The sequence below is a fragment of the Agrobacterium sp. 6Ca8 genome (assembly GCF_055382765.1).
The window spans coordinates 1,944,505-1,969,675 of sequence record NZ_AP026433.1 but is presented as its reverse complement, the minus strand read 5'-3'; the positions used below and the strand labels follow the sequence as shown (position 1 = coordinate 1,969,675).

The window sequence follows — 25,171 nt, the reverse complement described above, 5'->3', positions numbered from 1 at the left end:
CAAGCCCGCTTCGAGGTGATTTTGGGCATTTGCGAAGTTCCGGTTTACGCAGGGACAGCTGCTTTATATTCTCGGACCAACCCTCATCAGGAGATCGCTCATGCCGACAACCCATGCCCCGGTCCACAAATCCCAAGCGCAATCGGACTGGTGGAAGGGGGCGGTGATCTATCAGGTATATCCGCGATCCTTTCAGGATACGACCGGGGACGGTTACGGCGATCTTGCCGGGGTGACGAAGCGGCTGTCCTACATCGCCTCGCTCGGCGTCGATGCCATCTGGCTCTCGCCTTTCTTCACCTCCCCCATGGCCGATATGGGCTATGACGTTTCCGATTATTGCAATGTCGATCCGATGTTCGGCACGCTTGCCGATTTCGATGCATTGATGGCCGAGGCGCACCGGCTGGGGCTGAAAGTCATCATCGACCAGGTGATTTCGCATACATCCGATAAGCATCCCTGGTTCGTGGACAGCCGTGCAAGCCGCATCAACAGCAAGGCGGACTGGTATGTCTGGGCCAATCCCAAACCGGATGGCACGGCGCCCACCAACTGGCTTTCCGTGTTCGGCGGGCCGGCATGGGAATGGGATGGCGTGCGCAAGCAATATTACATGCACAGCTTTCTCGCCTCGCAGCCGGATCTCAATTTTCACAATCCGGATGTTCTGGATGCGCTTCTGGAAACCGTACGGTTCTGGCTCGATCGCGGCGTGGACGGTTTTCGTCTCGATACCGTCAATCACTATTTCCACGACAAGCTGTTGCGCGACAACCCGCCGCTTTTGGACGACGAAAGCTTTGGCCTCGATGCGTCCGACGTCAATCCTTACGGCATGCAGGATCATCTCTACGACAAGACGCGGCCGGAAAACGTGGCCTTCCTCCAGCGCTTCCGCGCGCTTCTCGATGAATATGAGGGCCGCGCCACCGTGGGCGAGGTGGGGGACGGCGCACGCTCGCTGAAGACGGTCGCGGCCTACACATCCGGCAATGACAAACTCAACATGTGCTATACCTTCGATCTGCTTGGCCCGGATTTCAGCGCAAAACACCTGCGGGGCTCGGTCGAGACCTTTGGCAAGGTGGTGACGGATGGCTGGGTGTGCTGGGCTTTTTCCAACCACGATGTGGTGCGCCATCTGAGCCGGTTTTCCGAAGGCTCCGAGGAGCAGACGCGGGTTGCGAAGCTCGCCATCTGCGTTCTCGCCAGCCTGCGCGGCTCGATATGTCTGTATCAGGGTGAGGAGCTGGGCCTGACCGAGGCCGAACTGGCCTTCGAGGATTTGCGTGACCCCTACGGCATTCGCTTCTGGCCCGCCTTCAAGGGGCGTGACGGGTGCCGCACGCCGATGGTGTGGGAAACCGGCAAGCCGAATGCGGGTTTTTCAAGCGCGGAAAAGCCGTGGCTGCCGGTGCCCTATGTCCACGCCATGCAGGCGGCGGATGCGCAGGAGCGCAAGCCGGACTCGGTTCTTAACCACTACCGCGCGGTCTTGTCCTTCCGCAAAACCCATGGAGCATTGCGCGACGGCGATATGGACTTCATCAAGACCAATCTCGATGTGCTGGCCTTCACGCGCCACAAGGGTGACGAAAAACTGCTGTTCGTTTTCAACCTGACCCGTGAGGCGGTGGAATTTCCTGTCCCGAAGGGTATGGAGGTCACGGATATCCTGCCCATGCCGGGTTTTGAGCCGCTGTTCGACGCCGGGATCGTGAAGCTGGAGGGGTTGGACGTGTTTTGCGGGGTCCTCGCTTGAGCCTCCAATTTTCCATCAGGGACGCCGCAGCATCTCTGGACGACTGGTCCCTTTTGCGCCACCGTTTATGGCCCGATGCCTCTGTTGCAGAACATAGGGCTGAATTGCAGAACCTCTCCGACAACGACGCCGGTTTCATTGCCTATGATCTGGTCGGAATGGCCATCGGTTTCGCCGACGTCAGCCTCCGGCGTGATTATGTCAACGGATGCGATACCTCGCCTGTTGCGTTTCTCGAAGGCGTTTATGTGGACGAAGAATTCCGCGGTCAGGGCGTTGCTGCGGCATTGATCGGCGAGGTCACCCGCTGGGCGATCAGCCGGGGCGTGAGCGAGCTTGCCTCCGATGCCGATATTGCCAATGTCGATTCACACCGCATGCACGCGGCGCTGGGGTTTGAGGAGACCGAACGGGTGGTTTATTTCCGCAAGCTGCTGCCATCGCATTCATGACTTGTGGATGCTGTAAGTCAGCCGATTTAGCAATCCGTCCGTTTCGCCTTCTTTTTTATGCGGACGTCGCTCGGCTCATTTATTCTAATTCCGGGAACTTGCGCCACGCCTATTTTGGCAGGGTCGCGGGCAAATATTATTACGTGACCTGGCCTGCAGAAACGAAAACCTGAGACGGCTCGCGCCGTCTCAGAAACGCGGCATAAGCAGATTACGCTGTTTCCAGCCGATAAACTCCATCGTCAGATCAGTGCAAACCGATCCACATCCACCATGCCCATGTCGGAAATCTTCAGGTGCGGGATGACGGGTAGCGGCAGGAAAGCCACCTGCAGGAAGGGCTCCTCGAGCGTCGTGCCGAGCGCATAGGCTGCCTTTCGCAGGGTGTGGAGCGTGTCTCGCACCGTTTCGTAAGGTTCGAGGCTCATCAACCCGGCAACAGGGAGCGCAATCTCGCCCGTCACCTTGCCGTCTTCGACTACCACGAAACCGCCCTTGATTTCGCCGAGCCGGTTGGCGGCCAGCGCCATGTCGTCCTCGTTAACGCCGACAACGCAGATATTGTGGCTGTCATGACCGACAGTGGAGGCGATGGCGCCCTTCTTCAGCCCGAAGCCCTGCACGAAGCCGTTGGCGTGGTTGCCGTTCTTGCCATGGCGCTCGATGACGGCGACCTTGATGATGTCGTTTGCGAGATCGACAGTCGTCTGGTTGCCGTCCGTCGGCAGCGTGTAGCGGCGATGTTCGGTGATGATCTTGCCGGGGAGCACGCCCATCACCGGGGTCTCGCCTTGCGCGACCGGCACGCCGAAATGGGCGGCGAGCACGGGTCTTGCCTTGACGCTGTCAAGACCGACGGGCGCGACCGGCTTGCGGGTGGCAAACAGCGCGTCATCGACGATACGGCCGCCGGAGAAGACCATGCCAGCCTTGCAGTTCTGCAAGGTGTCGATCACCACGAGGTCGGCGCGCCAGCCCGGTGCGATAAGACCGCGATCGCGCAGGCCGAAGGCCTTTGCGGCGGAAATCGAGGCGGCGCGGTAGATGGCGAGCGGTTCCACGCCGTTGGCGATTGCCGTGCGGATCATATAATCGAGATGACCCTGTTCGGCGATGTCGAGTGGGTTGCGGTCATCGGTGCAAAGCGCAAGATAAGGCGACAGACGCTCGGTGATAACAGGCATCAGGGCGTGAAGGTCTTTTGAGACCGAGCCTTCGCGCACGAGAATATGCATGCCCTTGCGGATCTTTTCCAAAGCCTCGGCAGCACTGGTGCACTCATGTTCGGTGCGGATGCCGGCTGCCAGATATCCGTTTAGCGCCGTTCCCGACAGAAGCGGCGCGTGTCCGTCGATATGCTGTCCCTGAAAGGCTTCGAGTTTTGCCATGCATACCGGGTCTTTGTGGATGACACCCGGAAAATTCATGAATTCGGCAAGGCCGATAACCTTCGGATGATCACGGAACGGCAGCAGTTTTTCGATCGGCAGATCGGCGCCCGAGGTTTCCAGATGGGTTGCGGGCACGCAGGACGAGAGCTGCACGCGGATGTCCATGATGGTTTCCATGGAACTGTCCAGGAAGAACCGAAGCCCCTCCGCGCCCAGAACATTGGCGATCTCATGCGGGTCGCAGATGGCGGTGGTAACGCCGTAGGGCAGAACGCAGCGGTCGAATTCGTGCGGCGTCACCAGCGATGATTCGATGTGGAGATGGGTATCGATGAAACCTGGAACGACGATTTTCCCCGAAATGTCGATTTCCCGGCGACCCTTGTAGCTTTCGCAAGTTCCAACGATGGTATCGCCGCAGATGGCGATGTCGGAGGCAACAAGTTCTCCAGTTACGAGGTCGAAGAATCGTCCGCCCTTGAGAACTATATCTGCCGGTTCACGGCCCGTACCCTGATCGATGCGCGTTTCAAGTTTCGAATTCATGCGGCTTTTCTTCGGCTCCTGGTTTACGTCGTTCGCGAGAATTTTCAGTATTTACATTCTTAGGTTGTTTCTTGGCTTAATCGAATTGATTCTTTGCGTTTTAAATATATCCAGAGTAAAAAATTTTCATATTCGTGCTATCTTATGTTTAAGTTCCAAAATTGAACAATGTTAGGAATGCGTAACTTACCCTTGCAGGGATACCGGTTGGTTCCGGTCTTTTCAGCAATTGCCAGCGGAGGTTACCATTCCCGGGAAGGAAAATAAAAGCGTCTGATGCTCAAACGAATTTCTACCCAGCAATTGACGGTTGGCATGTTTATCGAAGCGGTCGAGGGAGCGCTTTCGAACAGCGGATTTTTGCAGCGATATCGATTTCTTCTGCGCCATGAAGAGTTGATGCGTCAATTGAAATTGAGCGGCGCTGAAAGCATCATCATCAATACGGCCAAGGGAAACGATATCGAGGGTAGGCCGTACTCTGGAACCGTCCCGCCGCGATTAAACAATGGCCCCGAAACCATGGCTGCCATCACCCATGCCGTGCGCTCTGCCGCCGATGCCATTGCCGAGACATTTGCCGTTGCCGAAGCCGGTGGCTGCGTGTCGCTCAAGGGCATGACAGCGGCGGCCGGCAAGATTTCCGATGCGGTCCAGTCGAACCCGGCGATTTTCATCGGCGTTACCCGGTTGAAGTCGAAGGACGAGACGACCTTCGTGCATTCGGTTTCCGTCAGCGGGTTGATGATCCATTTTGGCAATTATCTCGGGCTGGACAAGGAAACGGTAGATCTGCTCGGCATCAGCGGCCTGCTGCACGATATCGGCAAGGTGGAAATTCCTTCATCGATCCTCAACAAGGCGGAAGGTTTAAGCGCCACCGAGCGGGAAATCATCAATCTTCATCCAACGTTTGGCCGGGATATCTTGTCTCGCAACGAGCAGATGCCGGCCATGGTTCTGGATGTCTGCTTCAATCATCACGAGCGCATTGATGGCGGCGGTTATCCCAGCGGCTGCGCCGGAAACGAGATCAGTCTTCACGCGCGCATTGCGGCGATCTGCGATGTCTATGACGCCGTAACCTCGGTTCGGCCCTACAAGAAGCCGTGGACGGCAAACGAAGCGCTGACGTGGATGTTGCGCCGGGAAGGCCACTTCGACATGCAACTTTTGAAGAAATTCGCGCTGTGCATTTCCACATCGCTGCCGCGTAGCTAGGCAGCAGGCGATCTCGAAGTCGCGCTGTTTGAGGCTTGCCCGGCGGCGCCGAAGTGACGCCGCCGATGCAGGATGTTTACGCTGCCTTGGTTTTCGCCTTGCGGGTGAGATGCACCACGACGTTCTCGATCATGCGCATGCCGGCATCCTGGCCGAGAGTCATGATCGATTCCGGGTGGAACTGAACGGCGGCTACCGGTTCCTTGGCGTGTTCTATGCCCATGATCGTGCCGTCTTCACTTTCCGCGGTGATGATGAAATCACGCGGAAGGGTGGAAGGGTCGGCGAAGATCGAGTGGTAGCGACCCACGGTCACTTCCTTGCCGAGACCGGAGAAGACCAGGCCTGGCTCCAGCACGCGGATGCGTGAGGGCTTGCCGTGCATTGGTACCGCAAGTTGGCGAAGTTCGCCGCCATAGGCTTCCGCCAGCGCCTGAAGACCGAGGCACACACCGAAGATCGGCAGCTCGCGGGCGCGGGCGGCCTTGATCGTCGCCTTGCAGTCGAAATCCGTCGGGCTGCCCGGTCCGGGCGAAAGCACGACGAGATCGGGCTGGAAGCGGTCGAAGACCTCCGCTGCGACCGGCGTTCTGACGGTGGAAACCGTGGCGCCCGTCTGGCGGAAATAATTCGCCAGTGTGTGCACGAAACTGTCTTCGTGATCGACCAGCAGGATCTTGACGCCGGTGCCTACCTTGGCGGCATCGCGCTTGGTGGCGGCGGAGTTTGTGGCTTTTGCATCGCGAATGGCCGCGATCATGGCGGATGCCTTCAGTTCGGTTTCGGCTTCTTCTTCCTGCGGATTGGAATCATTGAGAAGCGTCGCACCGGCGCGGACTTCCGCGATGCCATCCTTGATACGGATGGTGCGCAGCGTAAGCCCGGTATTCATGTCGCCGTTGAAACCGACCATGCCGATTGCACCGCCATACCAGGCGCGCGGGCTCTTTTCATGGCTTTCAATGAAGCGCATGGCCCAGAGCTTCGGTGCGCCGGTGACGGTGACGGCCCAGGCGTGGCTGAGGAAGCCATCGAAGGCATCCATGTCGTCGCGCAGACGGCCCTCGATGTGGTCCACCGTGTGGATGAGGCGCGAATACATCTCGATCTGGCGGCGGCCGATGACCTTCACCGAACCCGGTTCGCAGACGCGGCTCTTGTCGTTGCGGTCCACGTCCGAGCACATGGTTAGTTCGGACTCGTCCTTCTTCGAATTCAGCAGCTTCAGGATCTGCTCGCTGTCGGCAATCGGGTCGTCGCCACGCTTGATGGTGCCTGAAATCGGGCAGGTCTCAATGCGACGGCCGGAGACGCGCACGAACATTTCCGGCGAAGCACCGACCAGATATTCCTGATGACCGAGATTGATGAAGAAGGAATAGGGCGAAGGGTTGATCGCCTTCAGGCGGCGGGAGATCGCCGATGGATTGCTTTCGCAGCGCTCCATGAACTTCTGGCCGGGAACGACCTCGAACAGATCGCCGCGTCGGAAGCTTTCCTTGGCCTTCACCACCAGCTCGGAATATTCGCCGGGACGGTGATCGCCCTTGGGCGGGATCGTGTCGGTGGTCTTGAAGGGATCGGGCGCGATCTCTGAGGACTTGCCGTCCGTCGTTACACCGTCCTTCTCGAAATCGTAACGGTCGATCCAGGCCTTGGCGGAATAATGGTCCACGACGAGAATTTCGTCGGGCAGATACAGCACCATGTCGCGCTGGTCTTCCGGGCGCGCGAGCGAAAGCTTGATCGCGTCGAACTGGAAAGCGAGATCGTAACCGAACGCGCCGAACAGGCCGATGGCCGAATCCGCATTCGAATAGAACAGGTCGACGATGGCGCGCAGCGCCGTGAAGACGGTCGGGATTTTCGAGCGTTCTTCTTCTGTAAAGACGCGGTCCGGCTCGTTGACCGTGAGGTCGAGACGGCGGACGGAGGATGCGCCAAGCGTCAGATCGGGCGTCGCCTTCAGCTTTTCGGTGATGAAGTCGAGCAGTACTTCGCCGCGACCGTTATAGGCTTCGATCCACATCTGGCGACCGAAGCAGGAAATGCCGAGCGGCGGATCGATGATGGCCGTATCCCAGCGCGTGTAGCGGCCCGGATATTCGTAGTTGGACGAGAAAACCGCGCCGCGATGGGCATCGAGCTTTTCGATGTAGTTGTCGATGGCGCTGGCATATTCGGCGGCGCGACGCTTTCGGCTGACCTTTATGCCGCCTTTCGTCTCGTAGGTTTCCGCTCCGTCATCCTGAATGATCGTTACCATTTCTTTCGCACTTCCCGTTTTTCAGGCCCGATGACAGGCGGCAGAATAACAAAAAAGCCGCCTGAAAATTCGGGCGGCTTGGACTTTGTCTGAAGACATGACTGGTCAAGGCCGCGTAAAGCTGCTCCACCACCAGTTAGCAATGTTCATAGACACGATGTTCATGGGAAAATTGTTAGCCTGCACAATTCGCCTTGGCAAGCGGATTCCGGCGACGGAATGAACCTTACCGGCGCGAGTTGCGTTCCTGTCCTGCCGAAACAGTCAGGAGTGCCCCGGAAAATGCTTCATCGCCTGTGTCTTCTGATGACGAGTCTCGCCCTTATTTCCGCTTCCGAACCGCCGCCACAGGTGCCGGTGCCACAGCCGAAGCCTGGCGAACAGCAAGCACCTGCCACAACGGAAAAGCCGGCCGATAAGGGCGCGCAAACGCCCGAAGACACACCGAAACCGACCCCCAAGCCGCAACCGCCTGAAGAAGGAAAATCCGACGCGGAAGGGAAGGGTGCCGAGGACAAGAAGAAAGACGACAAGGGGCAAAACGGCGGTGAGACGGTAGCTCCGGCTGTCGAAGCAACGAAACCCGAGGAAAAACCGCCGGAGCCTGTGAAGCCGGAAGACCCGGCAAAGCTTCAGGCCTGCCTTGGCGCATTGAAGGAAATCGGCGCGGAATTCAAAGAGCTCGAGCCGATCCGCGACGAAGAGCAGGGGTGCGGTATTGAAGCGCCGATCGAGCTTTCCGTGGTGCTGCCGGGCATCAAGCTTGAACCATCTGGCACCATGCGCTGCGAAACCGCCCTTGCGCTATCGCGCTGGACAAAGGAGATGATGCTGCCGGCTGCGGCTCTCGCCCTGCCGGACAAAAAGGTAACGGCGATTGCCAATGCCTCGACCTATATTTGCCGCAACCGCAACAGTGCCGAAACCGGCAAGATTTCCGAACATGCCAAGGGCAATGCTGTCGATATTTCCACCATTTCCTTTGACAAGGGCGATCCGCTGGTGATGAAGCCGCGCGGCGAGGATGGAACGGTGGAAGGTGCCTTCCAGCGGACGATCACAGCCGCCGCCTGCCTGTTCTTCCGAACCGTTCTTTCCCCCGGCAGCGACGCGACCCATCAGGATCACCTGCATCTCGACGTGCTGGAGCGAAAGGGAGGTTATCTCTACTGCCGCTGATAAAAAGGGGGCGACCCGAAGGCCGCCCCGACTGGAGATGATGTTCCGACCGGGTTTAGAATTTCTGGGTCAGAGAGATTTTGAAGGTGCGTCCCGCTTCCGTATAGAAGTCGACAGGCTGGTTGACGGTGCTGACGGCATTGGGGTTGACGTCACGAACGCCGACGGCGTTCCAGTATTGCTTGTCGAACAGGTTGTAGACGCCGGCCTGAATGCGCAGGCCCTTGGTCTGTTCCGGTTCCCACCAGCCGGTCAGGTTGAAGATGCCGTAACCGGGTGCGTCGTAGGTTGTGGCCACCTTGTCGTCACGCATATGCGAGGAGAAGATGCCGGTGAATTCCGTGCCCCATGTCTCCTGTGCGTAACCGACGCCGAGGACGGACTTGAACGGCGCCACCGTGCGGATGAATTCGTTGCTGTCTGTGTCTTTGCCATAAGCATAAGCAAGCGACGCATGGGCGAAGAAGCCGTTTGCGAGTTCCTTGCGGACCTTGGCTTCCACGCCGGAGATTTCAACATTGTTGCGGTTGCGATAGGTGAAGAGCGATCCGTTGCCCCTGCCGCCGAAGCCGGGGAACAGCGTCGTCGAGGTCGTGTATTGCTCGATGAAGTTCTTGTACTTGTTGTGGAACAGCGTCAGGCTCCCCGTCAGATCGCCGGATGCGTAATTGGCGCCGATTTCAAAGCCGTTGCTGGTTTCGGGGTTGAGCGCGGAGTTGCCGACCACGGCATAACCCGAGCTGATATTCGAGAAGTTCAGATAAAGCTCGTTGATGGTCGGAGCGCGATAGGCCATCGACCATTGTGCGAAGAGCTGCAATTCCGGTGTCACGTCGTAGGTGGCGAGCAGCTTCGGCGAGAAGCGCGAACCGCTATTGCCGCTTGGCAGGCCGAAGGTGTTGTAACCGCTGTTGCTGGATACCGAGCCATCCGGATCGTAATCGTAGGAATCGAAGCGCAGGCCGGGGGTGAGCCGGAAACCGTTTCCAAACGCGATTTCGTCATCGAGATAGAGGCCAAGGCTCTTGCCGCTCACGTCAGGCATGTCCGACTGTGACGATGAGGTCACTCCGCCTGTGTTGGCATAAAGCGCCTGGCTGAAATCGGTTGTCATGGCGTTGCCGCCGAAGCGCACGGTGTGCTGCACGCCGCCGAGTTCGAAACCGGATTCAAGGCCGCCGACGATGCCGAAAGCGCTGTTGCGCATGCTGTCTTCGCGGATATAGAGCGAGTTGTTGGTCAGCCGGTTGCCAGCGCCGGATTCCTTGGAGAGGCGCGTCCAGTAGAGCGACAGATTGGCTGCATCGATCAGGCTGTCTGTCGACGGCGCTTCATATTCGTAATCAAGCGATACGCGGTCGCGCTCCGTATCCTCGTAGCCGCTGTAGTCGCCAATACGGTAAGTCGATCCCGATACGCTGACGCCTTGCAGGGTTCGCATGTCGCTGCGATCTCGCAATGAATAACGCTCGGCCGTAAGTCCGATGCGGTGGCCGCCTTCCAGATCCTGGCGGATCTTGAACATCAGGTTGCTTTCGTAGGTATCTGCCGGGTTGGGCTTGGTGCGGCGGGTTCCGTAGATATCGGCGAAGCCCTTATTGTCCGTTTCGTTGCCGCGCTTGTAGGAGCCCTGGAACAGAACCGAGGTGTTTTCGATCTTCTTTGCAACGGCGAGCGATCCGCCGACGCTTCTGTCCTCGCTGTCATAGGTGGTCTTGGCAACACCGCCCCAGTCCTTGCCTTCACCGATCAGGTCTTCCGGCTCAAGCGTGCGCAGAACGAGTGCGCCGCCAAGGGCGCCGGAACCGATGCGGCTGGAATCGGCGCCGCGTACAACGTCAACCGTGGAAAGCGATGAAAAATCAAAGCTCGAACTGGTATCACTCAGGGTCGTCGTGGCCTGTCCCTGACGGGCGAAATTGTTGAAGTAGGGAACGGGAATATTGTCGATCAGGGTCACGACACGGGCGCCGCCCAGACCGCGAATGAACAGGCCGCCGGGCCTGCCGGGCTTGGCATCCACATAATCGACACCCGGCTCGGTGGAGTTTCCGAGGTCCTTGATGCTGCCGATGTCTTTCTTCCTGATGTCTTCCGCCGTCGTCTGGCTTGCAAGCGGTGTGTCGGCGGCTGCATTCGCGCTTTTGACGCGCTTGCCCTTGACCACGATCTTCTCCAGCGTGGTGGTGTCGTTCGTCTGCGAAGCGGCATCCTGCGATTGCGCAGGTCCGGCAAAGGGCAGAAGAGACATGGCAGTGCACAAAAACAGCGCCGAATGTGTGCGCGAGATGGACATTAAATACCCCCGGATAAGGCGCGCGCAGAAGCTATGGCGCGCAAAAACGCGCCGCGCTTGCTGTCGCGGCTGAAACTGTTTTGATTTGTTACGGGCAAGCCGATTGCTGAGGACTAAAAAACATGATCATAACTGTCAACATATTATATATGACTTTTATCATCATGTTTTAAAGCATAACGGTGCGTGGCAAAAATGTGACGCCCCGTGAGACTGCATCCGGACCGGTGGAGAGGCCCGAAAATGCCGGGTTCCGGCCAAAGTCCCGACATTGACGCTTGCTAGGATATTCGCAGCCAGTTTAGATGGCGGAAGAATGCATGCTCCAACAATATACAAAAAAGTAATCGGATACGGAAATGAAGTCACTTGAACTGCTCGTCGAGCGGATCATTCTCTCCAGCCGCTGGCTGCTTGTCGTGTTTTATCTCGGGCTCGTTGCGGCGCTGGCCGTTTATGCATTTTCCTTCGTGCTGAAGTTCCTGAAGGTCGCCAAAAACGTTTTCACTTACGACGAATCGGACATGATCCTCGCCATGCTCGGGCTGATCGATGCGGCGCTGGTCGCGAGCCTTATCGTCATGGTGATGATCTCCGGCTATGAGAATTTCGTCAGCCGTTTCGATGAGGCGGATGACGAGGTTTCGTTTCTGGGCAAGCTTGATGCCGGCAGCCTGAAAATCAAGGTCGCATCGTCGATTGTGGCGATTTCGTCGATCCACCTGCTACAGATATTCCTCAACGCCAGTCAGTATACGGATAGCCAGTTGATGTGGTTCACCATCATCCATCTGGCCTTTGTCGTCTCGGCGGTCATGCTCGGTTTCCTGGAGAAACTGATGGCCAAGCCGAAGGATAAACCCGAAAAACCGGCACTTTAGTCAAGGTGGTCCGCCCGATATGAAGGTTGCAACACTGTTTGCCCATGCCGCCTGGTCGTCGCTTCTGGGTGTCCTGCGCCCACCGCCGGGTGGCGCCTGAATGCCAAAGACGGAACGCCAGGCCAGACTTTGCCGCGACCTTTCGGCTGCCATTGACAGACCCCAATGGCTGGCGGCGCTGCAGCAGGTGATGCAGGCGTTCAGTTATTCCTACGTGACCTTGCTGAAGCTGCCGAGCATTCGCAATGCCTATGCCCTGCCGATAGTGGTGGAAAGCAGCCTGCCGGTGTGGGTGGTGAATGCGATGACCCGGGACGGTGAACTTGCAGATTGTCCCGTCATAAAGCGCGGCGCTTCATCGATGATGCCGCAATACTGGTCTCTTGACGATAAGGACATCAACTGCGGCTCGCTGCTGGAAGTCTCAACCCTGCTGCGCGGCATGGGCATCACCTCCGGTCTTCTGGTGCCGGTGAACGGCATGGACGGAAACCGGCATCTGATGAATTTCGCGGGCGATTGCGATGTCCTGTCGCAGGGTTCGCTGAACGAGCTGTGCATGATCGCCCTTCACGCCCTGGAGGCCTATGACCGGCTTTGTCGTGCAGGCTCAAAACTCCCCTCACCACTGACGAAGCGGGAACTCGACGTGGTTCGCTGGACTGCGCAGGGCAAGACCTCCGTGGAGATTGCCGAGCTTCTGTCCATCTCGGAGCACACCGTCAATACCTATATGAACAACGCCATTCGCAAGCTCGATTGCGTCAACCGCGCGCAGCTGGTGGCCAAGACAATACGCCTTGGCCTGATAAGCTGATTTTCATGCCGGTCCAAGCTGTTGACTTACCTGTCGAGAACGGAGCGAAGCTCGACGAGGTTGGAGCGAACGCGCAGAACATAAAATCCCATGGTGGCAAGGTGCGAGGGCATGATCCAACCGCTTTCGTCGCCGTTGGAAATGATCGCCGGCTGGATGCGTAGCGCCGCACGGGTCTGTCCCAGGGTGTCGTTCCAGAGATTGGTCAGATTGCGTTCGCGAATAACCTGCGCGAAGTCCGATCCGGCTGCTGATAGCACGCCGTAATAACCATAGAGCTGGCCATAGGCGAACCAGAAACGGTCGTCCGCGCGAGTGTCGAACCAGCCGCCATTATAGTTTTCCGAACGCTCGCGCAGAATGGCCGATGTCGAGCCGATATCGCCGGCAATGCGGTCGATGAACTGGATGAGGTTATCGGCGCGGGTATCGAAGACGGCCTTGCAGGCGGTGAGTTCACCGTTAAATGCCTGGAAGCTGCGGATGGCGGCGCGATAGTAGCTCGGTGTCGGTGTTTTGGGGCCAAACGGATCGAGGCCGAAATACCAGGAATATTCGCTGAACTGCATGTTCCCGCGCGCTTCCTGGAGATTGTTGTTAATACCGGATGTTCCACGAACGCGACCGAGCGTATCCACCAGTTCCACCGCGGTGCGGCGCACCGCCTGGTTCACGCCGCGCTGGAAGGACGCCTTGTTGTCCAGAAATGGCGTGCTGTCCCAGTCCATGCCGAAAAGGCCGAGACGATAGAGCAGCATGGAGGAAATCCATGCATTCTGATTGACGTTGAAATCGGTGAGATCGGCGGCGGCATCGACGATAGCCGAGCGCTGGCATACCGGTGCGGAGGTGTTTGCGGCAGCACCGGTGGCGCCGGCGGCGGCCGTGGGTGTCGCAGCCGGCAATTCCTGCCCGGGCGGCACCGTGCGTTCGGCAAGCTTGTAACGGGAAATATAATCCGGGTCGAAATTCGTCCAGACCTGCGTTTGCCAGAAGAAGTATCCGTAAAAGCCGGCCAGAAGGATGAGCACCAGAGCGATCGGACCCTTGATGATCCAGTTGCGGTCGCGGTACCAGCCGTGGGCGGCCATGAAAGGCCACAGAAGCCAGGCGACGACCAGACCGGCGGCCTTGCCGATGGCGTTGAAGGCTGCCTGAATCAAAGCGGTTATCCGGTCGATCATGTCGTCATAGTCTCCTCTGCCCGTGGGGCTGAACGCCGGAAGGAACAACCGCGGTTCGGCCATACGCCTTTTGGCGCTTCGCAACAACCGCGGTCGTTTACTGTCTTCCAGATATGTCCCTACCCACCGGGATACAACATGATTGCGAAACTTTTCTCAACCTGCGGTCCGCGCGGGTCGTTCCCGTGTTCCGGAACTACGCGTGGAGCATGTATCGCCTGGACAAGGTGACAGGCGGTTACAGACCGAGCTTGGCAATTTCGGCGTCCAGCCGCTCCCGCGCCTTTTTCGGCAGCTTGCCGGTCTTTATGGCATCGAGATTGGCCGGTGCGGCATCGCCGACCACAACGAGGGCGACCATGCCCATGCCGAGATGCGGCGTGCATTTGACGACGTATGCGCCGTCCTTCTCGACAGTCAGTTTCACCGTCTCGTTCATCTTGCCCTTGAAGTCCGCAACGCCCTCGGGAAGCATTTCCTTGACGGCAGCCGCATCATGACCCTTGTCGACGGGCACGAAGGAAATGACGTCGCCGACAGCTGCCTTGACGGTTGCCGGTTCAAAGACCATCGCCTGGCCATCGCTGCCCTTGTTGAGCATCTTCACCTCGATTTCGGCCGACAGGGCGGGAAAGGCAAGGAGGGCAGCAGCGATGGCAAGGCTGGCGACGGTGGCAGTTTTGTTGTGCATATCTTTTGCTCCTGAGAGAAAGCACATCCCACGCGAATGTGTCCGCATGGTGTTAGCGCAGGAGCAGGGGAGCCATCCTTGCGAAAAATCAAATGCGGCAACCGGCCGCAGACGGTCAGTCGCCCTTGACCGTTTCGACCCAGTGGCGGCGGCAGAAGGAGACGTATTTTTCGTTGCCGCCGACATCGATCTGCGCGCCTTCCTTGACCACATTTCCTTCATTGTCGAAACGGGCGACCATCGTCGCCTTGCGGCCGCAATGGCAGATGGTGCGGATTTCGCGAAGCTCGTCGGCAATGGCGAGCAGTTCCCTGGAGGCCGGGAAAAGCTTGCCCTGAAAATCCGTGCGCAGGCCGTAGGCCATCACCGGAATGTTCAACCGGTCGGCAATACCGGCAAGCTGCCAGACATGGTGTTCGGACAGGAAGTTGGCTTCATCGATGAAAACGCAGGCAACGGGCGCTTCGGCATGCAGGGCCTCCACTTCGGAGAAGATATCGGTGTTTGCGTCGAAGGTCCGTGCGTCGGACGACAGGCCGATGCGCGACGCGACCCGGCCGAAGCCGGCCCGGTCGTCAAAGGCGGCCGTGAAAATCAACGTGCGCATGCCGCGCTCGTGATAATTATAGGATGCCTGTAACAACATGGTCGACTTGCCGGCGTTCATCGCCGCATAATTGAAATAGAGTTTTGCCATCGTCCACTCCCTGTACACCTTCGCGTCTTTTGACGGCGAAGGGCCGGGTTGAAAAGTGCCGCAACGGGAAAAACACAGATTTCCGCATCCCGCAGCTGTCCGTATCGCGGACTAAAAAGCCGGAGATTTTCATCGTCGTGTCGCAAACGGCGGGCCAAAGCACGCAAATGCACGCGAGTTGATTGTGTCCGGCAGATATTGATAATGGCAAGGGAACGAAAAAAAGGGAGCAAGCGATGTTTGCAAATAGAAGTCGCTGTCTGGCTTTGGCCGCAGCAATCTCCGTCATGACGTTCAATGCAGCCGGCGCTGCGGAGCCGGCAAGTTGTGGCAAGGTTCGTTTTTCCGATGTGGGCTGGACCGACATCACTGCCACCACAGCGACTGCCACGGTGCTGCTGAAGAGCCTCGGTTATGAAACCGACGTCAAGCTTCTCTCGGTGCCCGTTACCTATACATCCCTGAAAAACAAGGACATCGACGTGTTCCTCGGCAACTGGATGCCGACCATGGAAGGCGATATCGCGCCTTACCGCGACGACAAGTCGGTTGAAACGCTGCGTGAAAACCTGACCGGCGCGAAATACACGCTCGCGACCAATGCCAAGGGTGCTGAACTCGGCATCAAGGATTTCAAGGATATCGCGGCCCATAGCGGCGATCTCGGCGGCAAGATCTACGGCATCGAGCCCGGCAATGACGGCAACCGCCTGATCCTCGACATGGTCGCCAAGGACACCTTCGGGCTGAAGAGTTTCGAGGTGGTCGAATCCTCCGAACAGGGCATGCTGTCGCAGGTTGCCCGCGCGGGGAAATCCGGCGAACCGATCGTGTTCCTCGGCTGGGAACCGCATCCCATGAATACGAATTTCAAGCTGACCTATCTGACCGGCGGTGACGAGGTTTTCGGCCCCAATCTCGGCGGCGCGACGATCTACACCAATGTCCGCAAGGGTTACACCGAGGAATGCCCGAATGTTGGCGTCTTTCTCAAGAACCTGGAATTCTCCCTGCCCATGGAAAACGAGATCATGGGTAAGATCCTGAATGATGGCCTCGAGGGCGAAGCGGCGGCGACTGCCTGGCTGAAGGCCAACCCGGCCGCGATCGAACCTTGGCTTGCCAACGTCAAGACCAAGGATGGCAGCGCTGACGCCTTGCCCGCCGTCAAGAAGGCCTTGGGCCTCTAGGTTGCAGACAACGCATGTATCCGGCCTAAGCTTGTAAACAGGCCGGATACTGCAGGAAATTACGATGTCCTTTGCATGATCTCGGTCCGCGAATTTTTCTCGCATCCGGGGTCACGCGCCATCCCGGTGTCCGGCAATGCTGTTGCCGGCCGTCGTTTCTGCATTAGCGGCATTTCCGGTGAAACGGGATCACCTTCAATGCCTGTTCTTCTTATTTTTTTGCAATTCCGGGCCCAAAACCGTTACGCATTTTTACTGGAATTGCTCTGGTTCACGAAAGGTCTTGTCTTACCGTGGAATGGCTCAGCGCTCCTGAAAACCGCCTGCCCGTCGGCCGATATGCCAAGGAGGCCATTGACTGGCTGACCGGCAATCTCGCTTTTTTCTTCGATTGGCTTTCTTTCATTTTCCAAAGCGTCATTAACGCCCTGCTTTACGTTTTGCAGGCGCCGCATCCGCTGGTCATCGTCGCGATTGTGACGGCTCTTTCAGCCTGGACGAGGCGGTCGGTCGGCATGCCGGTCTTTACGGCGCTTGGTCTGCTGTTCATCATCAATCTCGGGTACTGGAAGGCGACGACGGAAACGCTGGCGCTCGTTCTTGCCTCCAGCGCGGTCTGCATGATCATCGGCATACCGCTTGGAATACTGGCGGCGCGGCGCAAGTGGATCTATGCCGGCATGCGCCCGGTGCTGGATCTGATGCAGACCATTCCGACCTTCGTCTATCTCATTCCGGCGCTAGTGCTGTTCGGCCTCGGCATGGTTCCCGGACTTATCGCCACCGTCATCTTCGCAATTCCCGCGCCCGTGCGACTGACCCGTCTCGGCATCGTTTCGACGCCGCCGGCGCTGGTGGAAGCGGCCATCGCCTTCGGTGCCACGCCATCGCAGGTTCTGCGCAAGGTGGAGCTTCCCTTCGCTGCGCCGCAGATCATGGCGGGTCTTACCCAGACGATCATGCTTTCGCTTTCGATGGTGGTCATCTCCGCCCTCGTCGGCGCCAACGGCCTTGGGGTGCCGGTGGTACGCGCATTGAACACCGTCAACATCGCCATGGGCTTCGAAGCGGGGTTGTGCATCGTCATATTGGCGATCGTTCTCGACCGACTTTTCCGCCTTCCCGGCACGGAGCATGATCTATGAGTGATGCAATCATCTTCGGAAATGTCGATATCGTCTTCGGCGACCGGCCCGAGGCGGCGCTGGCGCTGATCGACAAGGGCAGCACGCGTGACGAGATAAACGAGCAGACCGGACTGGTCCTCGGCGTTGCGAATGCCTCGCTTTCGGTAAATGAGGGCGAGATACTCGTGCTCATGGGGCTTTCGGGCTCCGGTAAATCGACGCTGCTCAGGGCCGTTAACGGCCTTGCGCCTGTGGTGCGCGGCAATGTCAGCGTGAAGACGGCGTCCGGTTTTGTCGATCCCTATCGGGCGACGGCGAAGGCGCTGCGCGATCTGCGCATGCATACGGTTTCGATGGTCTTCCAGCAATTCGGCCTGCTGCCCTGGCGAAACGTTGCCGACAATGTCGGTTTCGGGCTGGAGCTTTCCGGGACGCCGGAAGCGGAGCGCAAGCGCATGGTGGCCGAGCAGCTTGAGCTGGTGAACCTGTCCGCCTGGGCTGACCGCAAGGTGGGGGAGCTTTCCGGCGGCATGCAGCAGCGCGTAGGGCTGGCGCGCGCCTTCGCGACCGGAGCGCCCATTCTCTTGATGGACGAGCCGTTCTCGGCGCTCGACCCGCTCATCAGAAGCCGCCTTCAGGACGAACTTCTGGAGTTCCAGAGCCGGTTGAAGAAAACCATCCTCTTCGTCAGTCACGATCTGGACGAGGCATTCCGCATCGGCAACCGCATCGCCATGATGGAGGGCGGGCGTATCATCCAGTGCGGCACGCCGCAGCAGATCGTCAAGCAACCGGCTACGCAATATGTCGCGGATTTCGTGCAGAACATGAACCCGATCTCCATGCTGACCGCCGCGGACGTGATGAAGCCAGGCGTGGATGAACAAAACGGCCGGTTGAACGTGGCCGCTACCGCCCGTCCGACATCGCCGCTGATCGATATCCTCGATGCGCTCTCGAAACATTCCGGCGCGATCGGTGTTGTCGATAATGGCGCAATTATAGGCACGATTTCCGCAGACGAAATTGTGACAGGCCTCACTCGCCACCGCAAGAAATGAGAAACACTCGCATTGGTCGAGAAAACGAAAGGCCTTCCTCCCCGGAAGGCCTTTTTGTATTACCTAATGCTGGTATAAAGAAAAAGAATACCCAAGACATTATAAGTTATGCATTAAAATAATTACGAATAAAAAGCATATTGCAAACTTTGAGAAAATTGCGCAAAGTAAAACTAGATTCTGTACCTCCTTGCTAAATTTAAGGTGGTGTAAGGTAGTGGTCACGAAGCCAGACATTGGAAGACAAGATTTGTGTGCTCAATTTTTGATTGTTTTTTGCTCCAAATACTACTGAGAATGTAGCAGTTTGTTGCTAAAATGACGAAAAACAGGCGAAAGTCTGAAAATTTGATCAAGATGTCCAGGTAAATGATCAATGAAGAATAGTCTTGGAGGGGGACACGATATAAGCAAGATTTAGGTATATACAACGTATCGACTGAATTATAAAAAACACCTTTTGGACCACCTATAATAGCCACCATGACGGTCTTTCCGACTGTCATCAGGAGACTTGAGCGTATGGATAACCAATCTCTGTCGGAACATAGCATCGCCGCTGCAGACTTGCTCTCAGCGATGGCAAATCCCAAGCGCCTGATGATCTTGTGCACGCTGGTGGATACGGAAGTGCCGGTCGGTGTTCTCGCCTCCCAAGTTGGTCTCAGCCAGTCCGCGCTCTCGCAACATCTTTCGAAATTGCGTGCCCAGCGGCTGGTGAAAACAAGACGGGATGCTCAGACCATCTATTATTCCAGCAATTCCGAATCCGTCAAAAAAATCCTCGCTTCCCTCGAGGAGATTTATTGCCAGGTGCAGAAGAGCAGCAAGACTGCTGCCGCTTGATCTAACGGCCATCCCACGGCCCGGCGGTGCCATTCCGTTGAAACCGGCGCATGACGCCGGTTTTTTCTTTTTTTGGCGTCTGGCTCGCATGTAATGCGGTGAAAAGTCGCCCGCGCCACTTAGGGCGAAGACGCAGCCTGTATCTGTTGCTTTAGGCGGCTTGCCGCAGCCGCATATCCACCGTCGGCACCATCGACGAAATGCATATGGTCCTTCGAAAGCGGGGAGGGCACGATACAGGTCATCAATGCGGCGTCCTGCTCGTGCAAGCCGAAATAGCAGGTGCCGGAAAGGCGCCCCAGCTCCAGCCGCGCACGGATTTTTTCGAGCCTCTCGGCGTCGATATCAACCGTCATTTTCAGGCCATCGTCGAATTTCCGGAAATCGGTGTTGCTGGCAACCGAGCGCCGATAGCGATCCGCATTAAACCGTCCGAGCGACAATCCCGTCATGCCTAGGAAATTCACGAGGAAGCTCTCGCCGAGAATGCGCAGCGAACGGCGCACCTTGCCCCAGCTATCGTGATAGGCCGCACCTGCCCTGGCTTCCAGACCGAGGCCTTCCCGCACGAAGCCCAGTTTCGGCCCATCCTCCGGTACGGGGTGGCCTTGTCTTGCGTCCTGCGTGGCCAGATCGACGAGATCGATGACCAGCTGGCGGAATGCCGGCATATCCAGTGAGGGTCCCGGCATGGCGATGATCGACACCACCTTGCCATGGGTTGCCGGAATGGGGTTCCAGCGGCACGAAAGGCCGGTCAGGTCCGGCCGCCCGCCTGTCGCAACCGTAGGCAGGGCATATTGCCCCTCCTTCATCCGCGCCTCGGCCCAGCTGTTGCCACCGCCCGAAAACATGGCGTAGGAAACATCCTCGCTTGCCTGAAAGCGCGCGACGCGCACATCGAAACCGTTGTTGCGTATGTCCTCCACCGGAACAAGCGCCACACGCATCGAAAGGTCGAGATCGTCCTTCACCCAGCGCTGCACGTTCGAAAGGGCGGTGCGCGCAAGGGGTATCCCGTTCGGTGGCACCGCAACGGCGGCTCCATCGCCACCGAACACGAAGGGCAGGTCGTGACGCCCGAGGCTGTTCGATATGCCTGAGATGACCGCAGCGCCCGCCATGTTGACGGACTTATATCTGCCGGTGCCGATCGCCCCTGTCGAATCGATGATATCGGCAATGGCCAGCGCCCATCCCGGCGGCAGGGCGCGATAAAGCGCCGGGTCGGCCACGTCCTCGAAATGTCGGAAGACGGGCAGACCCGTCAGAAATTCGTCATCTGCTGTTATCATGCCGCCATTATCCTCCTGCGGCGACCAAACGCCAAGCGTTTACGCCGTTGCGCTCGCCCGTTTCGATGACACGATCGAGGCTGGGCTGACGATAGATTTACCGCGAATAGACCTTATCCAGCAAAGGTGACTTGCATAAGCCATCAAACCTTCCGTATGAGTTGAAATGAAGGCTCGGAATTCAAAAATGGAACGGGTTTTCGCCGGGAGGCGTCCGCGAAGTTTCATTCGGTCGGCGCCCAAGGCGCTCATCGGGGCTGAGACCCCATTTCCAAGGAGACACCAGGATGAAACTGAAGACATTGACCAGCGTGACGCTTGCAGCGTCCTTCGCATTCGCACCGCTTGCCCATGCCGAAATCGTCATCGGCCTGATTGCGCCGCTTACCGGTCCCGTCGCCGCCTATGGCGACCAGGTCAAGAACGGCGCCCAGACGGCAGTCAATGAAATCAACAAGAAGGGCGGCATTCTCGGAGAGCAGGTCGTTCTGAAGCTTGCAGACGATGGTGGCGAGCCGAAGCAGGGTGTGTCGGCCGCAAACCAGCTGGTTGCCGAAGGCATCCATTTCGTCGTCGGCCCGGTCACGTCAGGCGTTGCCATTCCGGCATCGGACGTGTTTGCTGAAAACGGTGTCCTGATGATCACCCCCACGGCGACCTCGCCGGGCCTGACGAACCGTGGCCTTGCCAATGTTTTCCGCACTTGCGGTCGGGACGACCAGCAGGCAGAAGTTGCGGCGAAATACGTTCTTGCCAAGCTTAAGGACAAGAAGGTCGCCATCATTCACGACAAGGGCGCTTACGGTAAGGGTCTGGCGGACGCCTTCAAGACCACGCTGAATGCCGGTGGCGTTACCGAAGTTCTCTATGACGCGCTGACACCAGGCGAAAAGGATCTCGGCGCGCTGACGGCCCGCCTCAAGTCTGAAAATGTCGATATCGTCTATTTCGGCGGTTACCATCCGGAAGCCGGTCTTCTGGTGCGTCAGTTGAACGATATCGGCGCCAAGGCTGCCGTTATCGGCGGTGACGGCCTGTCGAACAGCGAGTTCTGGAACATCGGTGCCAATGCTGGTGAAGGCACGATCTTCACCAACGCCTCCGACGCCCTGAAGAATGCGGATTCCAAGGCTGCTGCCGAAGCTCTAAAGGCCGCCAACATTCCTGCGGAAGCCTTCACCCTTAACGCTTACGCTGCCGTCGAAGTGCTGAAGGCCGGCATCGAAAAGGCTGGAAGCGCAAAGGATTCCGAAGCGGTCATCACGGCTCTGAAGAGCGGTGACGCTTTTGCCACGGCGATCGGCAAGGTCACCTATGGCGAGAGTGGCGACCTGTCATCGCAGGCTTTCTCGCTCTACAAGTGGCAGGACGGCAAGATCGTCGCAGCCGAATAAGGATAAGGCGTACCGGCCGCATCCGTTGCGGCCGGTACCATCTCCGTCGCCTGACAAGGGGCATGCAGAATGGGCAATGACCGGGACGCCCGGGATGCAAGCGCGGCGGGTGGGGAAAACCTTCCTCACATTGGCTTTGCGCGGATATTCCCGATTCTCAGAATTTTCGATGAGGCCAAGGCGCGGGAATTCTATGTTGATTTTCTCGGTTTCAAGGTCGACTGGGAACACCGCTTCGGCGAAAACTTCCCGCTCTACATGCAGGTTTCGCGGGCCGGAATGGGGCTTCACCTCAGCGGCCATCATGGCGACGCGACGCCGGGCTCCAATATCTTCGCCACCATGCACGGCGTTCATGCCTTCCAAAAAGAGCTGGTCGGCAAAGACTATCGCTTCCTGAAGCCTGGTGTCGAAGAATTGCCCTGGGGCGATGTCATGGAAGTCATCGATCCATTCGGCAACCGTATCCGTTTCTGTGAGCAGAAAAGCGAGGGGTGACGTCTTCGACGTGACCTCATGGGTCTTGACCTCGGCTGCGGTTTGAACGATAGGAAGCGCAAATAACGAACCGCGTGCACGGAGACCCCGTGCGCGCGGTTCGTGCGTTTTGGCGGTCAGTTCTGCAATTCGTTCGCATCCGCACGGGGGCAAAAAATGAACACTGAAGGCAATGCACTGGTAAGGAAGCTCGCATTCTGGGGCATTCCACTTTCTTTCGGCGTGCTTGGCCTCAAGCTCGTGGCTTGGTGGGTCACAGGGTCGGTAGCGCTGCTGTCGGACGGTCTGGAATCGACCGTCAACGTTGTTGCGGCCTTCATTGCCTATTTCGTCATCCGTTATGCGCAGAAGCCCGCAGATGACGATCACCAGTTCGGCCATCACAAGGCGGAATATATCTCGGCTGTCGTCGAGGGCGTGCTGATCGTCGTCGCCGCACTTCTGATCGTGCAGGAAGCCTGGGGTGGTCTCTTCAACCCGAAGCTGCCGGAAGCGCCGGTTCTCGGTCTTGCCATCAACGCGTCAGCGGGCGTCATAAACGCCGTCTGGGCGACAATCCTCATCCGCGTCGGCCGGAAATACGCTTCACCAGCCCTCAAGGCGGATGGTCATCATATCATGTCGGATGTCGTAACGTCCGCAGGGGTTCTGGTCGGTCTGGTTCTGGCGCTTCTGACGGGTTACGCCATTCTCGATCCGCTGCTCGCCATTCTGGTGGCCATCAACATCCTGTTCCAGGGATCGAAGGTCATTTTGCATTCGCTCGGCGGGTTGATGGACCGGGCGGTGGAACCGGAAGAAGACGAGGCGATCAAGAAGGCGATCGCCGAAAATTCCGTCGGCATCATCGGCGTGCATGATCTTAGAACCCGCCGCGCCGGTTCGGCCGCCTTCATCGATTTCCACGTCGTTGTTCCCGCCCCGATGACGGTGCGGGAGGCGCATGATATTTGCGACCGCCTTGAAGATGCCATAAGGGAAGTCATACCGGGTGCCAGCCTTGCCATTCACGTCGAGCCGGAAGGCGAAAAGGCGCATGGCGTCAAAGTGATCGTTTGAATAAGCAGGAGTTTTCCATGTCCGTGACGGATGTTTCCAGCCTGTCGCAGCTGGGCGCGAAGGTCGATACGCCCGAGAGCCCGGAAAAGGCAATTCTCGAAAAGGTGCCGAACGGCAATGCCGGTACCGATTACGTGGTGCGGTTCACAGCACCCGAATTCACCTCGCTTTGCCCGATGACCGGACAGCCGGATTTCGCCCATATCGTCATCGACTATATTGCCGGTGATTTTCTGGTGGAATCGAAGTCGCTGAAGCTGTTCCTGCAATCCTTCCGCAACCACGGCGCATTTCACGAGGATTGCTCGGTCTATATCGCCAGGCGGCTGGTGGAGCTGTTGCAGCCGAAATGGCTGCGCATCGGCGCTTACTGGTATCCGCGCGGCGGTATTCCGATTGACGTTTTCTGGCAGACCGGACCGGTGCCTGAGGGCGTGTGGTTGCCGGATCAGGGTGTGCCGACCTATCGCGGCCGCGGCTGATCCGGCTTTTCACGGTTGAAAACGTTCAGGCGAACGACCCGTCGTCGCCTTGATCGAAATCGTCATCGGCGCTGTCGTCGTAGTCGGCCTGCTGGACATCGTTACTATTGTCCGGCTGGGAGGAACTGTCGCCGTAGTAGTTGTTGATGACGGTTTCTTCGACCGGTGCGTTGTTGCCCAGCGGATTGCCGCTGCCGAATGGCGAGCCAATGCCGAGCGACGATGCGTGGTTGCCGAAAATACCGCTCAGCGAATTGGCGAGGAGCATGCCGCCGGCAACACCTGCAGCAGCGCCGAGCGCACCTTGCAGGAAACCGCCGCCGGAGCGTCCGGCTGCTGCGGGTTGCTGGCTCCAGAGGCCACCGGGCTGCTGATCAGGTGCGCGGCCGGCTGGTGAGCCCCAGGGACCGGCTGTCTGGCCTGCGGTATCGTTGCGCCATGATGTCTGGGGCGGTGGAGAGACGGGCGCCGGAGCAGGTGATTGCTGTTGGCCGGTGCCGAAGATCGAACTCAGAAAACCACCCTGTGCGGCTGCTTGCGGGGCCGCATTACCGCTTTCCAGCGCATGGATGCGGTCTTCGAGCTGTTGGATGTGTGCTGCTGCCGCTTCCAGACCCTTTTCCTGAACAATCACCGCCTGGGCGAGATAATAGGGGGCTGCGGGCTGATCGCGCACGGCATCTGCGATCAATATTTCCGCCTCGCGGTCGCGCGGAGTGGCGGATGCGGCTTTTGTCCTGTCGAACAGGGCCTTGAGAAGTTGGCTTTCTTCCGGTGACATATGATGCCTCCTTACCGTGAAGCGGAAATCAACGATAAGGAGGTAGGTCCAA

22 protein-coding genes are annotated in these 25,171 nt (G+C 58.1%); 14 read left to right on the top strand and 8 right to left on the bottom strand.

Annotated features, from left to right (window positions below; all coding sequences use genetic code 11):
* The first annotated feature begins 100 nt into the window (after nucleotides 1–100).
* Nucleotides 101–1,765 carry a beta-galactosidase BglA gene (gene bglA / locus ACZ5A6_RS09820; protein ID WP_174061025.1) on the top strand — a complete coding sequence of 555 codons (1,665 nt, stop codon included), beginning with the start codon at nucleotides 101–103 and terminating at the stop codon, nucleotides 1,763–1,765.
* Nucleotides 1,762–2,217: an aminoglycoside 6'-N-acetyltransferase gene (gene aac(6') / locus ACZ5A6_RS09815; RefSeq protein ID WP_211415286.1), complete on the top strand. Its 456-nt coding sequence runs from the start codon at nucleotides 1,762–1,764 to the stop codon at nucleotides 2,215–2,217. Before bglA ends, aac(6') begins: the two co-directional genes overlap by 4 nt.
* Before the next feature lie 242 nt (nucleotides 2,218–2,459).
* On the opposite strand, the gene ade is transcribed toward aac(6'), so the two are convergent.
* A complete protein-coding gene (gene ade / locus ACZ5A6_RS09810; protein ID WP_019565181.1) occupies nucleotides 2,460–4,154 on the bottom strand; it encodes an adenine deaminase in 1,695 nt (564 codons plus the stop codon).
* 276 nt (nucleotides 4,155–4,430) lie between these two features.
* Here ade and ACZ5A6_RS09805 point away from each other — a divergent pair, with 276 nt between their 5' ends.
* Nucleotides 4,431–5,375 carry an HD-GYP domain-containing protein gene (locus tag ACZ5A6_RS09805; protein WP_065659135.1) on the top strand — a complete coding sequence of 315 codons (945 nt, stop codon included), beginning with the start codon at nucleotides 4,431–4,433 and terminating at the stop codon, nucleotides 5,373–5,375.
* 76 nt (nucleotides 5,376–5,451) lie between these two features.
* Here the strand turns inward: ACZ5A6_RS09805 and ACZ5A6_RS09800 are convergent, their stop codons facing one another.
* Nucleotides 5,452–7,641: an anthranilate synthase gene (locus ACZ5A6_RS09800; protein WP_003513614.1), complete on the bottom strand. Its 2,190-nt coding sequence runs from the start codon at nucleotides 7,639–7,641 to the stop codon at nucleotides 5,452–5,454.
* Nucleotides 7,642–7,923: 282 nt separating this feature from the next.
* Here ACZ5A6_RS09800 and ACZ5A6_RS09795 point away from each other — a divergent pair, with 282 nt between their 5' ends.
* Complete coding sequence (locus tag ACZ5A6_RS09795) at nucleotides 7,924–8,820, top strand: extensin-like domain-containing protein (RefSeq protein WP_174061026.1); 897 nt, start codon at nucleotides 7,924–7,926, stop codon at nucleotides 8,818–8,820.
* A 55-nt stretch (nucleotides 8,821–8,875) separates the two neighbouring features.
* Here ACZ5A6_RS09795 and ACZ5A6_RS09790 read toward each other — a convergent pair whose 3' ends face one another.
* Entirely contained in the window at nucleotides 8,876–11,116 is a 2,241-nt protein-coding gene (locus ACZ5A6_RS09790; protein WP_003513609.1) for a TonB-dependent hemoglobin/transferrin/lactoferrin family receptor, read from the bottom strand.
* Nucleotides 11,117–11,475: 359 nt separating this feature from the next.
* Between ACZ5A6_RS09790 and ACZ5A6_RS09785 the strand changes: the two genes are divergently transcribed.
* Together ACZ5A6_RS09785 and ACZ5A6_RS09780 are read left to right on the top strand one after the other, a co-directional pair.
* Nucleotides 11,476–11,997 (top strand): TIGR00645 family protein, encoded by a 522-nt coding sequence (locus tag ACZ5A6_RS09785; RefSeq protein WP_013636634.1) that lies wholly within the window; start codon nucleotides 11,476–11,478, stop codon nucleotides 11,995–11,997.
* Nucleotides 11,998–12,097: 100 nt separating this feature from the next.
* Nucleotides 12,098–12,814: a helix-turn-helix transcriptional regulator gene (locus tag ACZ5A6_RS09780; protein ID WP_013636633.1), complete on the top strand. Its 717-nt coding sequence runs from the start codon at nucleotides 12,098–12,100 to the stop codon at nucleotides 12,812–12,814.
* Between the two features lie 26 nt (nucleotides 12,815–12,840).
* On the opposite strand, the gene ACZ5A6_RS09775 is transcribed toward ACZ5A6_RS09780, so the two are convergent.
* The 3 genes from ACZ5A6_RS09775 to ACZ5A6_RS09765 all read right to left on the bottom strand — a co-directional run bounded on the left by ACZ5A6_RS09775 (nucleotide 12,841) and on the right by ACZ5A6_RS09765 (nucleotide 15,386).
* The gene (locus tag ACZ5A6_RS09775) at nucleotides 12,841–13,998 is read right to left on the bottom strand and encodes a DUF2333 family protein (protein ID WP_013636632.1); all 1,158 of its coding nucleotides are present in this window, start codon (nucleotides 13,996–13,998) and stop codon (nucleotides 12,841–12,843) included.
* A gap of 238 nt (nucleotides 13,999–14,236) precedes the next feature.
* Entirely contained in the window at nucleotides 14,237–14,689 is a 453-nt protein-coding gene (locus ACZ5A6_RS09770) for a pseudoazurin (protein WP_003513601.1), read from the bottom strand.
* Between the two features lie 115 nt (nucleotides 14,690–14,804).
* Nucleotides 14,805–15,386, bottom strand: coding sequence for a thymidine kinase (locus ACZ5A6_RS09765; RefSeq protein ID WP_003513599.1), 582 nt, complete (start codon nucleotides 15,384–15,386; stop codon nucleotides 14,805–14,807).
* A gap of 287 nt (nucleotides 15,387–15,673) precedes the next feature.
* Between ACZ5A6_RS09765 and ACZ5A6_RS09760 the strand changes: the two genes are divergently transcribed.
* The 4 genes from ACZ5A6_RS09760 (at nucleotide 15,674) to ACZ5A6_RS09745 (ending at nucleotide 19,610) form a co-directional block, all read left to right on the top strand.
* A complete protein-coding gene (locus ACZ5A6_RS09760) occupies nucleotides 15,674–16,576 on the top strand; it encodes a choline ABC transporter substrate-binding protein (RefSeq protein WP_233283658.1) in 903 nt (300 codons plus the stop codon).
* Between the two features lie 293 nt (nucleotides 16,577–16,869).
* Nucleotides 16,870–17,721 carry a choline ABC transporter permease subunit gene (gene choW / locus ACZ5A6_RS09755; RefSeq protein WP_003513593.1) on the top strand — a complete coding sequence of 284 codons (852 nt, stop codon included), beginning with the start codon at nucleotides 16,870–16,872 and terminating at the stop codon, nucleotides 17,719–17,721.
* Nucleotides 17,718–18,764, top strand: coding sequence for a choline ABC transporter ATP-binding protein (gene choV / locus ACZ5A6_RS09750; RefSeq protein ID WP_003513591.1), 1,047 nt, complete (start codon nucleotides 17,718–17,720; stop codon nucleotides 18,762–18,764). The genes choW and choV overlap by 4 nt, the downstream gene beginning before the upstream one ends.
* Before the next feature lie 522 nt (nucleotides 18,765–19,286).
* The gene (locus ACZ5A6_RS09745) at nucleotides 19,287–19,610 is read left to right on the top strand and encodes an ArsR/SmtB family transcription factor (protein ID WP_003513586.1); all 324 of its coding nucleotides are present in this window, start codon (nucleotides 19,287–19,289) and stop codon (nucleotides 19,608–19,610) included.
* A gap of 119 nt (nucleotides 19,611–19,729) precedes the next feature.
* Here ACZ5A6_RS09745 and ACZ5A6_RS09740 read toward each other — a convergent pair whose 3' ends face one another.
* A complete protein-coding gene (locus ACZ5A6_RS09740; RefSeq protein ID WP_065702294.1) occupies nucleotides 19,730–20,905 on the bottom strand; it encodes a DUF3095 domain-containing protein in 1,176 nt (391 codons plus the stop codon).
* A 287-nt stretch (nucleotides 20,906–21,192) separates the two neighbouring features.
* On the opposite strand from ACZ5A6_RS09740, the gene ACZ5A6_RS09735 reads away from it, so the two are divergent.
* From ACZ5A6_RS09735 to queF, 4 genes are all read left to right on the top strand, one after another.
* Complete coding sequence (locus tag ACZ5A6_RS09735; protein ID WP_174061027.1) at nucleotides 21,193–22,299, top strand: branched-chain amino acid ABC transporter substrate-binding protein; 1,107 nt, start codon at nucleotides 21,193–21,195, stop codon at nucleotides 22,297–22,299.
* Nucleotides 22,300–22,368: 69 nt separating this feature from the next.
* Nucleotides 22,369–22,797, top strand: coding sequence for a glyoxalase superfamily protein (locus tag ACZ5A6_RS09730; RefSeq protein WP_174061028.1), 429 nt, complete (start codon nucleotides 22,369–22,371; stop codon nucleotides 22,795–22,797).
* A 156-nt stretch (nucleotides 22,798–22,953) separates the two neighbouring features.
* Complete coding sequence (locus tag ACZ5A6_RS09725; protein ID WP_003513576.1) at nucleotides 22,954–23,856, top strand: cation diffusion facilitator family transporter; 903 nt, start codon at nucleotides 22,954–22,956, stop codon at nucleotides 23,854–23,856.
* A 17-nt stretch (nucleotides 23,857–23,873) separates the two neighbouring features.
* Nucleotides 23,874–24,338 carry a preQ(1) synthase gene (gene queF / locus ACZ5A6_RS09720; protein WP_013636627.1) on the top strand — a complete coding sequence of 155 codons (465 nt, stop codon included), beginning with the start codon at nucleotides 23,874–23,876 and terminating at the stop codon, nucleotides 24,336–24,338.
* Between the two features lie 25 nt (nucleotides 24,339–24,363).
* Here queF and ACZ5A6_RS09715 read toward each other — a convergent pair whose 3' ends face one another.
* Entirely contained in the window at nucleotides 24,364–25,119 is a 756-nt protein-coding gene (locus ACZ5A6_RS09715) for a DUF2076 domain-containing protein (RefSeq protein ID WP_174061029.1), read from the bottom strand.
* Nucleotides 25,120–25,171: the final 52 nt, after the last annotated feature.

Coding starts and splice junctions, on each gene's coding strand:
- bglA (WP_174061025.1), top strand. CDS start 101: ATGCCGACAACCCATGCCCCGGTCCACAAATCCCAAGCGCAATCGGAC.
- ade (WP_019565181.1), bottom strand. CDS start 4,154: ATGAATTCGAAACTTGAAACGCGCATCGATCAGGGTACGGGCCGTGAA.
- ACZ5A6_RS09805 (WP_065659135.1), top strand. CDS start 4,431: ATGCTCAAACGAATTTCTACCCAGCAATTGACGGTTGGCATGTTTATC.
- ACZ5A6_RS09800 (WP_003513614.1), bottom strand. CDS start 7,641: ATGGTAACGATCATTCAGGATGACGGAGCGGAAACCTACGAGACGAAA.
- ACZ5A6_RS09795 (WP_174061026.1), top strand. CDS start 7,924: ATGCTTCATCGCCTGTGTCTTCTGATGACGAGTCTCGCCCTTATTTCC.
- ACZ5A6_RS09790 (WP_003513609.1), bottom strand. CDS start 11,116: ATGTCCATCTCGCGCACACATTCGGCGCTGTTTTTGTGCACTGCCATG.
- ACZ5A6_RS09785 (WP_013636634.1), top strand. CDS start 11,476: ATGAAGTCACTTGAACTGCTCGTCGAGCGGATCATTCTCTCCAGCCGC.
- ACZ5A6_RS09780 (WP_013636633.1), top strand. CDS start 12,098: ATGCCAAAGACGGAACGCCAGGCCAGACTTTGCCGCGACCTTTCGGCT.
- ACZ5A6_RS09775 (WP_013636632.1), bottom strand. CDS start 13,998: ATGATCGACCGGATAACCGCTTTGATTCAGGCAGCCTTCAACGCCATC.
- ACZ5A6_RS09770 (WP_003513601.1), bottom strand. CDS start 14,689: ATGCACAACAAAACTGCCACCGTCGCCAGCCTTGCCATCGCTGCTGCC.
- ACZ5A6_RS09765 (WP_003513599.1), bottom strand. CDS start 15,386: ATGGCAAAACTCTATTTCAATTATGCGGCGATGAACGCCGGCAAGTCG.
- ACZ5A6_RS09760 (WP_233283658.1), top strand. CDS start 15,674: ATGACGTTCAATGCAGCCGGCGCTGCGGAGCCGGCAAGTTGTGGCAAG.
- choV (WP_003513591.1), top strand. CDS start 17,718: ATGAGTGATGCAATCATCTTCGGAAATGTCGATATCGTCTTCGGCGAC.
- ACZ5A6_RS09745 (WP_003513586.1), top strand. CDS start 19,287: ATGGATAACCAATCTCTGTCGGAACATAGCATCGCCGCTGCAGACTTG.
- ACZ5A6_RS09740 (WP_065702294.1), bottom strand. CDS start 20,905: ATGATAACAGCAGATGACGAATTTCTGACGGGTCTGCCCGTCTTCCGA.
- ACZ5A6_RS09735 (WP_174061027.1), top strand. CDS start 21,193: ATGAAACTGAAGACATTGACCAGCGTGACGCTTGCAGCGTCCTTCGCA.
- ACZ5A6_RS09730 (WP_174061028.1), top strand. CDS start 22,369: ATGGGCAATGACCGGGACGCCCGGGATGCAAGCGCGGCGGGTGGGGAA.
- ACZ5A6_RS09725 (WP_003513576.1), top strand. CDS start 22,954: ATGAACACTGAAGGCAATGCACTGGTAAGGAAGCTCGCATTCTGGGGC.
- queF (WP_013636627.1), top strand. CDS start 23,874: ATGTCCGTGACGGATGTTTCCAGCCTGTCGCAGCTGGGCGCGAAGGTC.
- ACZ5A6_RS09715 (WP_174061029.1), bottom strand. CDS start 25,119: ATGTCACCGGAAGAAAGCCAACTTCTCAAGGCCCTGTTCGACAGGACA.